Genomic DNA, 13,406 nt, shown 5'->3' with positions numbered 1-13,406 from the left:
CGAGCCGCGCGGCTAGCGGGGACGGACTCCCGGCTCCACGGTCAGGGTCCCCGCCGCGGCATCGATCGTGGCCCGCGAACCGAGCGGAACGGTGAGCTGCCCGTTGCCATGGCCCAGTCGGAGCCCGCCCAGGACCGGCACCCCGAGGTCGTACAGGCGGTCCTTCAGCACGGCCGCCGCGTCCCACTCACCCGGTTCACCGACGCTGTTGGTGATCTGGCCGATGACCACCCCGGCGACCCTGGACAGCACACCCACCCGGCGCAGCTCGGTCAGCATCATGTCGATGCTGTACGGAGCCTCGTCCACGTCCTCGAAGAACAGGATCGCGTCGTTGAACTTCGGCGAGTCCGCCGCGCCGAGCGACGTGGAGATCAACGTCAGGCAGCCGCCGAGCAGCGGCCCCGATGCCCGCCCCGGGACCAGCACGGAGGCCGCTGTCTCGGCCGGGTCCCTGGTGATCGTCACGGGCTCGGTGGTCATCACCGCCTTGCGCAGCGCCTCGGCCGACTCGGGGCCGGTCCGGGCGTCACTCCAGTTGACCATGGGGCCGTAGAAGGTGACCAGGCCGGTGTCGCGCCAGAGCTTGCCGTGGATGCTGGTGATGTCGCTGAACCCGACGACCACCCGGGGGTCGCGGCGGAGAGCGGAGACGTCGATCTGGTCGACGATCCGCTGGGTGCCGTAACCGCCGCGGGCGGCGAAGACGGCACGGATTCCCGGGTCGGTGAGCGCCGCGTTCAGGTCGGCCAGCCGCTCGGCGTCGGTGCCGGCGAGGTAGCCGTACTTGGTGAAGACGTGCCTGCCCAGCTCGACCGTCAGACCCCAGCTCCGCAGGATCTCGATGCCGCGGGCCATGTTCGTGGGGTCGGGGGTGCTGCCGGGCGCCACGACCCGAACCCGGTCACCGGGTGCCAGCGCCGGCGCCCGCAGGACCCGCTTCGCACCACCGGGGGCGGCGGCCTGCGCCAACGCCGGCTCCGTCGCGCCAACGAGCGCCGCCCCACCGGCAGCCGCCGCGCCGATTCGGAGTATGTGCCGACGGGACAGGGCCGGCTGCGCGGGCTGTTGGGTCGGGACGCGGTCGGTTCCAGAAGTGCCCACCGGCAACCCTCCATCATCATCGATGTTCGAGTCGCCAAAGCCTACGACAGTCTTCGATAAGCGTGGGGGTCCACAAGGGACACAGGAGGGCTTACGGGATCGGCCACTCGTGCACGGGGCGGTTGCTGTGCATCAGGTCCACGTAGTGCCGCACCACCTCGCGCAGCGCCTCCGGCCGGTCCAGGTGGTCGGCCGACTCCAACCGGTGCAGCGTCTCCACCTGCCAGGTCGCGCCGTTGCGGCTGGTCAGGCAGCGCTGCTCGATGATGCCGAGGAGCCGGTCACGCTCGGCCGGGTCGAGCCCCCACCGGTCCAGGCCGTGATGCGCCATCGGCAGCAACCGGCGCAACACCAACTCGGTGACCGGCAGATAGCCCAGACCGGGCCAGAAGACCTGCGCGTCGATGCCGTGCCGGGCGCAGCTGGTGAAGTTCTCCTCGGCGGCGCTGAACGACATCTGCGACCACAGTGGCCGGTCCGATTCGGCGAGGGCGCGAACCAATCCGAAGTAGAAGGCGCCGTTGGCGATGGTGTCCAGCACGGTCGGGCCGGCGGGCAGCACCCGATTTTCCACCCGCAGGTGCGGGCGGCCCCGCGACACGTCGTACACCGGGCGGTTCCACCGGTAGACGGTGCCGTTGTGCAGGCGCAACTCGGCCAGATTGGGCACCTCCCCGGCCGCGAGGGCCTGCGCCGGGTCCTCCGGATCGCAGACCGGCAGCAGCGCCGGGAAGTAACGCACGTTCTCCTCGAACAGGTCGAACACGCTGGTGATCCAGCGTTCGCCGAACCAGACCCGGGGGCGTACCCCCTGGGCTTTGATCTCTTCCGACCGGGTGTCGGTGGCCTGCTGGAACAGCGGGATGCGGGTCTCGCGCCACAGCTCCCGGCCGAAGAACAGCGGCGAGTTCGCGCCGACCGCGACCTGGATGCCGGCCACCGCCTGGGCGGCGTTCCAGTAGTCGGCGAACTGGGCCGGGCTGACCTGGAGGTGGAACTGGGTGCTGGTGCAGGCCGCCTCCGGGGTGATCGTGTCGGCGGTGACCGCCAAGCGTTCCACCCCGCTGATGGCGATCGGCAGATCCTCGCCCCGCGCCGCGAAGATCTGCTCGTTGAGCAGCCGGTAGCGGGGGTTGGCCGACAGCGTCTCGGCGGTCAGGTGCTCGGGGCGCAGCGTCGGCAGGATGCCGATCATGACCATGTGCGCGCCGATCGCCCGGGCCTTCACCTCGGCGGCGTTGAGGCTGGCCCGCACGTACTCCTCGAAGTCAGCCGTGCCGGTGCCGGTCAGCCGGCGCGGCGGCACGTTGATCTCGATGTTGAACTGGCCCAGCTCGGTCTGGAAGCTCGGGTCGGCGATGGCCGCCAGCACGTCCGCGTTGCGCATCGCCGGGTTCGACGCCTCGTCGACCAGGTTCAGCTCGATCTCCACGCCGGTCATCGGCCGGTCGAGGTCGAAACGGGACTCCCGCAGCATCTCGGCGAAAACATCCAGGCAGCGGCGGACCTTGTCGCGATAGCGGGCTCGATCCTCTCGACTGAAGGTTCGCACGCCGACGTCCTCGCCCATGGTCACCGCCCTGTCACCGCTGGTCCCCCTAACCTCGCACGCGGTCGGCGAGCGGGGGAAGACCTGAGGACCCTTTCCTACCCAACTGCCCGCCCTGTTAGCCCAGCCAGAGCAGACCGATAGCATGGCGGCCCGAGAGGTGGTGGCGTGCGGATGCGCGAGAAGGTGACCCGGTTGTTCGTCGCGGCGGCGATCGCCGAGGCCTGCTCCTGGCTGGCCCTGCTGGTCGGCATGCTGGTCAAGTACGGCCCGCCGGACAACGAGCTGGGCGTCAAGATCTTCGGGCCGATCCACGGCGGCCTGTTCGTCGCGTACGTCCTGCTGGTGCTGGCCGTGGCCCGGCTGCACCGGTGGAGCCTGCTGGCCACGGCGGTGGCCCTGGCCAGCGCGGTGCCGCCGTTCGCCACCCTGGCCTTCGAGCGCTGGGCCCGCCGGCGGGGAATGCTCGGCGTCGACCGGCAAGCCGCGCGCGAGCCCGCCCCGGTCGGCTGACCCGCCGTCGCCCCGGTTGGGCTGCGCCCGCCTGACCGGTCAGACCGCCCGGCCCCGACCGGGCCGGGCACGGATCAGGTCAGCGCCGAGCAGGCCGCGACGCCGGCCAGCAGCAGCGCGCCCAGGAACGCCTGCAACAGCAGTGGCGGCCCGAGGTGCGACCAGAGCGTCGCGGTACGCGGAGTCAGTAACTGCCCGGTGGTGAGGTTGACGATCCGCTCGATCCGGGGCGGCAGCTCCGGGTCGCGTTGCGGGCGCAGGGTGAGCTGCACCTGGTCCGCCGGGTGCAGGGCGCTCTGCGGCAGGTGACCGTGCAGCTCCACCTCGCAGAGCTGCCCGGCGGTGTTGCGCAGCCGCACCGGGGTGACCAGATATTCGGGGCCCTGCTTCAGCTCCTTCCAGCGGCGCCGGGTGCCGCCGCCGCCGAACGAGAAGAGCGAGCGCAGCAGCAGGGCGGGCAGCCGGGCGAAGGCCGCCGCGGCGAGCACCGCCACCAGCACCGGCTGGCCGACGCGTACCTCGCGGGTGTAGCCGTCGAGCAGGCGGATCAACCGCCCGGTGACGATTCGTTCCGTCGGGTGCACGATCCGTCGGGTATCGAGTCCGCTGTCCATCTCCACCACCGAGAGTCCGCTTGTGTTCACAGATCGTATCGACGTCCTCGGTTGAACGACGTGAATGAAACCTGGTCACGGGCTCACGGCCGCGAGGTGACATCCCCGGCGACCCGGGTAAGCGGGGGGCCGAGCTGGAAAGGGGTCGAGCATGCAGCTGTCCTTCCTGCGCCCGCTCTACGACCGTCCCGGGCCGTGGTGCTCGGTGTATCTGGACGCCTCCGCGGACACGGAGGACGCCCACCCCGCCCTGGACCTGCGCTGGCGTGCCCTGGAGCGCAGCCTGACCGAACAGGGGGCGGGCGAGGCGAACGTCGCCGCGCTGGACCGGGTGGTCCGAGGTCATGACCCGATGGTCGGGGACTACGGCCTGGCGGTCTTCGCCAGTCACGGCCATGTGGTGCTCTCCGAGTACCTGTCCGCGCCGCCACTGCGGGACCTGGCCCACGTCGGCCCGTTGCCGCACGTGATGCCGCTGCTCGCCCAGCGCGGCGAGCAGGTGGCCTGGGTACGTGTGGTCGCCGACCGGCTCGGCGCCGACGCGATGGCGGTCAGCGCCGGTGGGGTGCCCCGACGAGCGCACGTCGCCGGCCGGGACGAGTTCCCACTGCGGCGGGCGAAGCCCGGCGGCTGGTCCCAGTCGCGCTACCAGCGGGCGGCCATGGAGGCGTGGCACCAGAACGCCGGCGACGTCACCGCGGCGACCGTGCAGTTGGCCGACCGGGTCGGCGCGGACGTGGTGGTGGTCGCCGGCGACGTCCGGGCCACCGGAATGATCGCCGCCCAGATGCCGGAGCGCTGGCAGGACCTGGTGGTCCGTACCGACGCCGGGTCACGGGCCGGCGGCGCCGACCAGACGATGCTGGACGACCTCACCGTGCAGACCATCGCGGAGATCGCCGACCAGCGGATCAGCGCGGCGCTGGACAAGTTCGGCGTGCAGGAGGACGTGGGCGGCGGCCTTGACGCGGTCGTCTCGGCCCTGCAACGCAATCAGGTCGACACGATGCTCATCGTGGACGACCCGTCGGCCAACGGTGAGCTGTGGATCGGCCCGGAACCCACCGAGATCGCCGTCGACCCCGGGCAGTTGGCCGCCATGTCGGTGGCCGACCCGCAGCGGGTACGCGCCGACGCGGCGCTGGTCCGGGCGCTCGTCGGCACCGACGCGGCACTGACCGTGCTCGGCCCCGACGAGGCGCCCGACCTGACCGACGGCGTCGGCGCGGTACTGCGCTACGTCGACCCCAGCACACCGGGGCGCGGCAATGGTTGACCGAACGGTCGCGGACGTCGTGGTGGAGCGGCTCCTGGCCTGGCGGGTGCCCCGCGCCTTCGGGTATCCGGGCGAGGCGATCGCTCCACTTGTCGACGCGCTGGACCGTACCGGCGGCGAGCCGGCGTTCATTCCGGCCCGGCACGAGGAGACCGCCTCGTTCATGGCCACCGGGCACGCCAAGTTCACCGGCGGCATCGGGGTCTGCCTCGCCACCCAGGGGCCCAGCGCCGTCCAGCTGCTCAACGGCCTCTACGACGCCAAGCTGGACAGCAAGCCGGTGGTGGCGATCGTCGGGGAGGACATCTCCGGGCCGCTCGGCGGTGCGCACCAGGAGATCGGGCTGAGCCGGCTCTTCGGGGACGTGTGCAACCAGTTCGTCCGGTACGGCCGCAGCCCGGAGGAGGTGGGGGTGCTGCTGGACCAGGCGTTCCGCACGGCGGCGGCGACCCGCAGCCCGACCTGCGTGGTGCTGCCCCGGCAGCTGCAGGAGGCGCTGGTGCCCGACCTCCAGTCGTACGGCGCCGGGGTGATCACGGCGACCCCCGGCGAGCCGCTGGCCCGGGTCCTGCCGCACGACGTGGACCTGGACGCCGCCGCGCAGCTGCTCAGCGGGGGCCAGCGGATCGCGATCCTGGTCGGCCAGGGCGGTCGGGACGCGTCCGCCGAGATCATCGAGATGGCCGACCGGCTCGGCGCCGGGGTGGCCACCTCGCTGCTGGGCAAGCCGGTGCTCGACGAGCGGCTGCCGTTCCACACCGGGGTGCTCGGCGAGGTCGGCACCCCGGCGGCGGCCGAGCTGATGGGTGGCTGCGACACGCTGCTGATGGTCGGCACCAACGACCCGTGGACCGACTACTTCCCGATGCCCGAGCAGGCGCGCACGGTGCAGATCGACATCGACGGCCGCCGGATCGGCACCCGGTACCCGGCCGACGTGCCGTTGGTCGGTGACGCCGCCGAGACGCTGCGGGCGCTGCTGGGCCGGGTGCGCGGTCGGCCCGAGCAGCAGTGGCGCGCCACCGTGGAGAGTTCGGTGGACCGCTGGCGGGAGGTCGCCGCCGAGCGGGCCGCCGCTGCCGCGGACCCGGTCAACCCGCAGCTCGTCCTCCAGGAGTTGTCCGCCCGGATGCCCGGCACCGGGGCGGTCGCGGTCGACGTCGGCTCGGTCCTCTACTGGTACGCCCGGCACCTCACCCTGCCGCCGGGAGTCAACGCGCAGCTGTGCGGCACCCTCGGCTCGATGGGCTGCGCCCTGCCGTACGCGGTGGCGGCCAAGCTCGCCGCCCCCGACCAGCCGGTGGTCGCGCTGGTCGGTGACGGGGCGATGCAGCTCAACGGGCTGGCCGAACTGATCACCGTGTCGCACCTCTGGCAGCAGTGGCGCGACCCGCGGCTGGTGGTGCTGGTGCTCAACAACCGGGACCAGAACGGCATGGGTGGCGGGCGACAACCGTCGTCCGACCCGACCCACCGCCGCCCCGACGTGCCGTACGCCGGGTGGGCCCGGTTGCTGGGGCTGCACGGGGTGCGGGTGGACCGGCCCGAGCTGGTCGGCGCGGCCTGGGACGAGGCCCTCGCCGCGGACCGCCCCTGCGTACTGGAGGCGGTCGTCGACCCGGCGGTGTCGCTGGCGCCGCCGGAGCCCGCCTTCGCCGACCTGCGGGGCCTGTACGCCGAGGGCGCTCCGGCCCGGAAGGTCCGCGAGCAGGTGGAGGTCACCGCGAACGCCGACGATCTCGTTTAGCCACTCCGGGCCAGGGCATCAGTAGCGGCCCGACGACGCTGGAGGTCCCATGTCCGAGCCCGCCGACCGCCGCTACGGTCCCGCGACCCTGCCGAGGGAGCGGGGTCCGCTCTCCGCGGCGGTCGTCGAGGCCCTGCGGCACCCGCCGCACGACCTGCCGGCCGATCTCGGCGCCGGCCTCGACCCGGCGGACCCGATCAGCGACGAGGACCTTCAGCTGACTCTGTTCCTCTGCTACGAGCTGCACTACCGGGGCTGGCTCGGGGTGGACGAGTCGTGGGAGTGGCAGCCAACACTGCTGGCGCTGCGCGGCCGCTGCGAACGCGTCTTCGAGGCGGCGTTGCGTCGGCTCGTCGGCGCGCCGTCGGTGCCGGCCGCCGGGGTGGCGGCCGGACTGGCCGAGCTGGTCGCGGCCGACGACGGGCCGGCGCTGGCCGCGACGCTGCAACGGCGCGCCGACCTCACCCAGTTCCGCGAGTTCGTCGTCCACCGGTCGGTCTACCACCTGCGGGAGGCGGACCCGCACAGCTGGGCGCTGCCCCGCCTGGGTGGCCCGGCCAAGGCCGCGCTCGTGGAGATCCAGACCGACGAGTACGGCAACGGGCGGCTGGACCGGATGCACGCCGAGCTGTTCCGACGCACCCTCGACCGGCTGGGCCTGGACACCGGCTACGGCGCCCACGTCGACGTGGCGCCGGCGGTGACGTTGGCGACCAACAACGTGATGTCGCTGTTCGGGCTGCACCGACGGCTGCGTGGCGCGCTGCTCGGGCACCTGGCCGCGTTCGAGATGACCTCCTCGCTGCCGAACCGCCGCTACGGCAACGGGCTGCGCCGGCTCGGCTTCGACGAGGTGGCCACCCGCTTCTACGACGAGCACGTCGAGGCCGACGCGGTGCACGAGCAGATCGCCGCGCACGACATGTGCGGCGGCCTGGTCCGCGTCGAGCCGGCCCTCGCCTCCGACGTGCTCTTCGGCGCGGCGGCCGGGCTCGCGGTGGACCGGCTGTTCGCCGCGCACCTGCTGGACAGCTGGGCCGCCGGCCGCAGCTCGCTGCGCGCACCCGCCCCACCGGCGCTGCCGCCCAAGGTCTCGCTCGTCGCGTTGCCAGCGGCGGCACCGCCGGCCCCGCCCGCGCTCGTCTGACCCGAAGGGCTTGTCACCTCCACGCCGTCGACCGTGGTGTCGGTCTTGCGGCGGAGAGGAAGTCGACGGACCACGCCCGGCGTGGGGTCAGCCCTCCCGGGCGGTGCCCGCCCGGAAGTTGATCGCCTTGTGGGTGCCGTCGCAGAACGGCTTGAGCGCCGACTTGCCGCACCGGCACAGCGCCACCGTGCCCCGCCGCGCGTCGATGCGCTCGCCGTCGGGGGTGACCAGCGCGAAGTCGCCGCGGACCAGCAGCGGCCCGTCCTCGTACGGGGTGATCGTGGCGGCGGCTGGCTCGCTGGTGTCGTCGGTGCGCATGGCCCCGGAAGTGCCCGTCCTCGCCCTGGCGAAACCCGAGCCCTCCGCCGCCGACCAAGCGCGACTCCAGCCGATCGTCGCGGAACGCCGGCGATGACCGGGGCACCCCGCTGACCAGCGGAATGTGCCGCCGGGTGGGTGATGCCCCGTTTGAACCCCATCGGGACGGGAAGCCCGGCCGCGTGGTGAGCGAACGAGGCAAGGTGGGGCCGGTGCACAAGGTGCACAAGGGGCTCACGGCCGATGGCGCCGGTCTCGCCGGCGACCGGGTCGTGGCCGCGGGCAGCTCCGCCCGGGTGCTGGTCGCCGCCACCGCCCGGGCGCTGCGCGGGGTCGACTGCGCCGACCTCGGGCACACCGGGCCGACGTCGCGGTTCCCCGGCGCCCCCGAGCCGGTACGCCGCGCCGCGGTCACCCGCGCCGCCGGCCGGGTCGCGCTCACCGTGGCCCAGGTCGACGAGGTGGACGCCGCCCGGGTGGCCCGCTGGTTCGTCGACCAGTACCCCCGCCGGCGCTACCCCGGGGTGCTGATCGGCTCTCCGCACGGCGCCGCGGCGCACCTCGCGGTGGCCCTCGGCGTGCCGTGGCTGCCGGCCGGCTTCGAGATGACCGTGCACTGGTCCGACGGCGGGGTGGACCGCCCAGCGGACGCCGTGGAGCACGGCGCGGCACTCGCCAGCCGGTTGCTCGCCGGCAACGCCGATTTGCACCTGCGCCAGGTGCACTGCCCGGCCAGCGGCGGGGCCCTGACCGGGGCGACCGTGTCGCTGACCGCCGCGTGGAGGGCCCTACCGGCCGCGTACGCGCAGTTCCTGGCCGACCGGCTGGTGCCGGAGGCCCCCGTGCTGCTGGTCCACGACGCGCGCACCTGGCCGGTGCTGGAGCGCGGGCCGGGACACAGCTTCCAGGTCGGCTGCCCGGGCAGCGGGCTGGACCCGGTGGACTTCCACCCGGACAGCCACGCGTTGCGGCAGGTGCTGCGCTCCGTCGGCGGCGACGCGACCCGGTGGGAGCCACCGGAGGTGTCCGTTCCGTCGGCGTACGCCGAGCACGGCGTCGACTCGGGCTTCGAGCTGGCCACCCGGGACTGGTCCGCCCGGCACCAGCACCCGTTGCACCGGGTGCTGGTGCCCCGGCCGGCGGCGCTCAGCGCGGGCGTGGCCGACCTGTACCGGCGGTGGTTGCGGCGCGCCGGCAAGACCGGTGACCGGTTGGTGGTGGAGTGCGGCCGACTGCTCGATCCGTGGCAGGTGGTGCGGGCGGGGCTGGTGCCGTACTGGTGTGAGAACGCCACCCGCCGCAGCGTCGACGAGGCCGAGTGGTGGCTCGCCGGCAGCGAGGCGTTCAGTTCGGTGGACGTGTTGCCCGAGCCGCCCGGGGTGCGCTCGCCCGCGCTGGCCGGGCTGCCGCAGTGGCTGGCCGTCGCCGGGTTCGGCCGGCGGCGTCGGGCGCTGGACCGCACCACCGCCCGGGGCTACCCGGTCACCTCGGTGCCCACCCGCCGGGCCACCGAGGTCCTGCGCGCCCAGCCGTACGACCTGCCCGCGCCGCCCCCACTGGGGGTCGCCGAGGCGCTGGCCGTGCTCCGCGACAGCGGCGGCCACCAGGGGTTGTTGGTCTCCTGAGACGCAGCACGCCGAAACATCCTCGCGAACCCGGGGTCCCGTGATTGAGTACCTACGGAGCGGGAACATCGCTGGCTGCGACGGCCTGATTGCGCTGCGTAGAGGCGGTGTCGCCCGCTGGCATCCCAGTCACTGACCCACTTTCCGGCCCGGTGCGTGGCTCGACCACGCGCACGACCGGTTTCCCGATCCGGGCGGGGGACCTTCCTGAGGGAGGCGCGGATGTTCGGACAGACGAGCACGACCACGACCACACCACCACCCACCGATCGAGGTCTGGAGGATCTCGACGCGGCGGCGATGGCGTACGCGGCCCGGATCGCCGGGCTCCCACCGGAGCGGCGGGGGGAGGCCCGCGAGGACCTGGTGCGTTTCGCGCTGCCGTTCGCCGGCCGGCTGGCCCGCCGGTACCGGGGGCGGGGGGAGCCACTGGAGGACCTGGAGCAGGTGGCCCGGCTGGGGCTGGTCAACGCGGTCGACCGCTATGACCCGGAACGGGGCTCGTTCACCGCCTACGCCGCGATCACCATCGTGGGCGAGATCAAACGGCACTTCCGGGACCGGACCTGGGGCGTGCACGTGCCCCGCCGGCTGCGGGACCTGATCCTCGAGGTGGGGCAGGCCACCGCCGCGCTCACCAGCGAGCTGTCCCGGGCCCCGTCGGTAGCCGAGCTGTCGGCCCGGCTGGAGACCCCGGAGGAGGAGATCCTCGCCGCACTGGAGTCGGCGGCCGGCTACAGCCCGGCCTCGCTCAACGCGCCGGTGGGTGGGGAGAGCTCCGCCGAGTTCGGGGACCTGGTCGGCGAGTCGGACAACGCGTTGGAGTCGGTCGACGACCGGGTGACGGTGAGCGGTCTGCTGCACCGGCTGCCCTGGCGTGAACGGCGGATCCTCGCGATGCGCTTCTACGGCAACCAGACCCAGGCGGAGATCGCCGCCCGGTTCGGCATCTCGCAGATGCACGTGTCCCGGCTGCTGTCGCGGGCGCTCACCTGGCTGCGTCAGGCGATGCTCGCCGACGCGCCGCCGCCGTGGCAGAACGGCGCCGCCGAACCCGACCCGGGCAAGACCCGGATCTCGGTCAAGCAGAACGGCGACTCGGTGGTGGTCGAGGTCGGCGGCGAGATCGACCGCGACGGCGCGGACCAACTGCGCCGGGCCATGCTGGAGGCGGTCACCGGTCAGCCCAGCGAGGTGGTCGTCGACCTGGTCGGCGCGGGTGGCTTCGACGCCGGTGGGATCGCCGCGCTGATGGCCGGGCGGGACGCGGCGGAGCGGACCGGGGTGCCGCTGCGGCTGACCCGGGTCCAGCCCGCGGTACGCCGTTCGCTCACCGCCGCCGGCCTGGCGCCGGCCCGGGACTGACCGACACAGACGAACGAAGGGCCGACACCTCGCGAGGTGTCGGCCCTTGCGCGCGTACCCCTGGTCAGTGCTCTTCGGGGTTGCCGTCGCTGTGCGGGTGGCGCCAGCGCTCGTGCGGCTTCGGAGTGTCCTCGGCGTCCTTCGGCGAGTCGCTCTCCTCGAAGCTTGGCCGGCGGACGCCCTCGGGCTCCGGCACGTCCACCGGCCGGGCGCCGGAGCGCGGTGCCGGCTGGTAGTCGGTGGCGTCGCGGGCGCCGTGCGCGCCCTCGGCGGACGGCGACTCCGGGGTGTGGTGCTCCATCCGCAGTTCGTCGGAGAAGTGCTGCGGCGGCTTCGTGGTGCGCTGCGGCAGGTCGCGGCCCAGATCGGCGACGAGCGGACCGTACTTCAGGTCGAAGGCGGGGCGCTCGGACCGGATCCGGGGCATCCGGTCGAAGTTGCGCAGCGGCGGCGGGCAACTGGTGGCCCATTCGAGGGAGTTGCCGAAGCCCCACGGGTCGTCCACGGTCACCACCGCCCCGTACCGCCAGGACTTCCAGGCGTTGTAGATGAAGAAGAGGGTGGACAGGCCGAGGATGAACGCGAAGATGCTGGAGATCGTGTTCAGGGTGGTGAAGCCGTCGGTGGGCAGGTAGTCGGCGTAGCGGCGCGGCATGCCCTCGCTGCCCAGCCAGTGGTGCACCAGGAAGGTGCCGTGGAAGCCGATGAACATGGTCCAGAAGTGCGCCTTGCCGAGCCGCTCGTCGAGCAGTCGCCCGGTCATCTTGGGCCACCAGAAGTAGTAGCCGCCGAAGAGGGCGAAGACCACGGTGCCGAACACCACGTAGTGGAAGTGCGCCACCACGAAGTAGGTGTCGTGGGTGTGGAAGTCCACCGGCGGGCTGGCCAGCAGCACCCCGGTGAGGCCGCCGAGCAGGAACGTCACCAGGAAGCCGATGGCGAACAGCATCGGCGTCTCGAAGGTGATCTGCCCCTTCCACATGGTGCCGATCCAGTTGAAGAACTTCACGCCGGTGGGCACCGCGATCAGATAACTGAGGATGCTGAAGAACGGCAGCAGCACCTGGCCGGTGGCGAACATGTGGTGCGCCCAGACCGTCATGGAGAGCACGGTGATGGCGATGGTGGCCAGCACGATCCCGGTGTAGCCGAAGAGTGGCTTGCGGGAGAACACCGGGATGATCTCGGTGATGATGCCGAAGAACGGCAACGCGATGATGTACACCTCGGGATGGCCGAAGAACCAGAACAGGTGCTGCCAGAGCATCGGGCCGCCGGTGGCCGGGTCGTACACGTGCGCGTTGAGCAACCGGTCGGCGGAGAGCGCCAGCAGCGCGGCGGCCAGCAGCGGGAACACCAGGATCACCAGCACGCTGGTGAACAGCATGTTCCAGGTGAAGATCGGCATCCGGAACATGGTCATGCCGGGCGCGCGCAGGGTCAGGATCGTGGTGATCAGGTTGACCGCGCCGAGGATGGTGCCGAGCCCGGAGACGACCAGGCCGATCACCCACATGTTGGCACCCACACCGGGGCTGTGCTCGTAACTGCTGAGCGGGCTGTACGCGGTCCACCCGAAGTCCGCCGAGCCGCCAGGGGCGAGGAACCCGCCGACCACCATGAGGCCGCCGAACAGGTACAGCCAGTAGGCCAGCGCGTTGAGGCGGGGGAACGACACGTCTGGTGCGCCGATCTGGATCGGCACGATGTAGTTGGCGAACCCGAACGCGGCGGGCGTGGCGAACAGCAGCAGCATCACCGCGCCGTGCGAGGTGAAGAGCTGGTTGTACTGCTCCGAGGAGAGGAACTGCAGCCCCGGGCGGGCCAACTCGGCGCGCATCAGCATCGCCTGTAGCCCGGCCAGCAGGAAGAAACTGAAAGAGGTCAGCAGATACAGCAGGCCGATCTGCTTGTGGTCGGTCGTGGCGAGGAACTTGATCAACGAGTTGCCGGGGATCGGCGTGCGTACCGCTCCCGGGAAACCCCCGAAGCGGGCCGGTGCCAGGATCGCCGGGCCCCGATCGCGACCGGGTTCTGTGGTTACCCGCTTGGGCATGGCTGCTCACCCCGTCGTGACGGCAGAAAGGACGGGCGTGCTCTACCCACCCTCACACCATGTAACCAGCCAGCAGCGGTAATTTCGGTCAG

Annotated in this window: 11 protein-coding genes; 6 read left to right on the top strand and 5 right to left on the bottom strand. The window is 72.4% G+C overall.

Annotated elements, in window-relative coordinates; translation table 11 throughout:
* Nucleotides 1-12: 12 nt before the first annotated feature.
* Nucleotides 13-972 (bottom strand): LD-carboxypeptidase, encoded by a 960-nt coding sequence (locus tag ACIBD9_RS17355; RefSeq protein ID WP_396718880.1) that lies wholly within the window; start codon nucleotides 970-972, stop codon nucleotides 13-15.
* Nucleotides 973-1,195: 223 nt separating this feature from the next.
* Nucleotides 1,196-2,674, bottom strand: coding sequence for a glutamate--cysteine ligase (locus ACIBD9_RS17350; protein WP_387169958.1), 1,479 nt, complete (start codon nucleotides 2,672-2,674; stop codon nucleotides 1,196-1,198).
* Nucleotides 2,675-2,827: 153 nt separating this feature from the next.
* On the opposite strand from ACIBD9_RS17350, the gene ACIBD9_RS17345 reads away from it, so the two are divergent.
* A complete protein-coding gene (locus ACIBD9_RS17345) occupies nucleotides 2,828-3,166 on the top strand; it encodes a DUF3817 domain-containing protein (protein WP_396718878.1) in 339 nt (112 codons plus the stop codon).
* Nucleotides 3,167-3,240: 74 nt separating this feature from the next.
* Here the strand turns inward: ACIBD9_RS17345 and ACIBD9_RS17340 are convergent, their stop codons facing one another.
* Entirely contained in the window at nucleotides 3,241-3,789 is a 549-nt protein-coding gene (locus ACIBD9_RS17340) for a hypothetical protein (protein WP_396718876.1), read from the bottom strand.
* A gap of 142 nt (nucleotides 3,790-3,931) precedes the next feature.
* Between ACIBD9_RS17340 and ACIBD9_RS17335 the strand changes: the two genes are divergently transcribed.
* From ACIBD9_RS17335 to ACIBD9_RS17325, 3 genes are read left to right on the top strand one after another with little or no spacing between them, the layout of a single operon-like run.
* Nucleotides 3,932-5,056, top strand: a complete 1,125-nt coding sequence (locus ACIBD9_RS17335) for a Vms1/Ankzf1 family peptidyl-tRNA hydrolase (RefSeq protein ID WP_396718692.1) — start codon at nucleotides 3,932-3,934, stop codon at nucleotides 5,054-5,056.
* Nucleotides 5,049-6,803, top strand: coding sequence for a thiamine pyrophosphate-binding protein (locus ACIBD9_RS17330; protein WP_396718689.1), 1,755 nt, complete (start codon nucleotides 5,049-5,051; stop codon nucleotides 6,801-6,803). The genes ACIBD9_RS17335 and ACIBD9_RS17330 overlap by 8 nt, the downstream gene beginning before the upstream one ends.
* Nucleotides 6,804-6,852: 49 nt before the next feature.
* Complete coding sequence (locus ACIBD9_RS17325) at nucleotides 6,853-7,950, top strand: iron-containing redox enzyme family protein (protein WP_396718686.1); 1,098 nt, start codon at nucleotides 6,853-6,855, stop codon at nucleotides 7,948-7,950.
* A gap of 87 nt (nucleotides 7,951-8,037) precedes the next feature.
* Here the strand turns inward: ACIBD9_RS17325 and ACIBD9_RS17320 are convergent, their stop codons facing one another.
* Nucleotides 8,038-8,268: a CDGSH iron-sulfur domain-containing protein gene (locus tag ACIBD9_RS17320; protein WP_238672129.1), complete on the bottom strand. Its 231-nt coding sequence runs from the start codon at nucleotides 8,266-8,268 to the stop codon at nucleotides 8,038-8,040.
* A gap of 182 nt (nucleotides 8,269-8,450) precedes the next feature.
* Here ACIBD9_RS17320 and ACIBD9_RS17315 point away from each other — a divergent pair, with 182 nt between their 5' ends.
* On the top strand, nucleotides 8,451-9,893 hold the full coding sequence (locus tag ACIBD9_RS17315; RefSeq protein WP_396718684.1) for a hypothetical protein: 1,443 nt from the start codon (nucleotides 8,451-8,453) through the stop codon (nucleotides 9,891-9,893).
* A gap of 222 nt (nucleotides 9,894-10,115) precedes the next feature.
* Nucleotides 10,116-11,258, top strand: a complete 1,143-nt coding sequence (locus tag ACIBD9_RS17310; RefSeq protein WP_357760174.1) for a SigB/SigF/SigG family RNA polymerase sigma factor — start codon at nucleotides 10,116-10,118, stop codon at nucleotides 11,256-11,258.
* A gap of 64 nt (nucleotides 11,259-11,322) precedes the next feature.
* On the opposite strand, the gene ctaD is transcribed toward ACIBD9_RS17310, so the two are convergent.
* The gene (gene ctaD, locus ACIBD9_RS17305; protein ID WP_396718681.1) at nucleotides 11,323-13,314 is read right to left on the bottom strand and encodes a cytochrome c oxidase subunit I; all 1,992 of its coding nucleotides are present in this window, start codon (nucleotides 13,312-13,314) and stop codon (nucleotides 11,323-11,325) included.
* Nucleotides 13,315-13,406 lie beyond the last annotated feature (92 nt).

This window comes from Micromonospora sp. NPDC050784, from assembly GCF_044456765.1.
Taxonomy (GTDB): domain Bacteria; phylum Actinomycetota; class Actinomycetes; order Mycobacteriales; family Micromonosporaceae; genus Micromonospora; species Micromonospora foliorum.
This window is presented reverse-complemented; position numbering and strand designations above follow the sequence as displayed.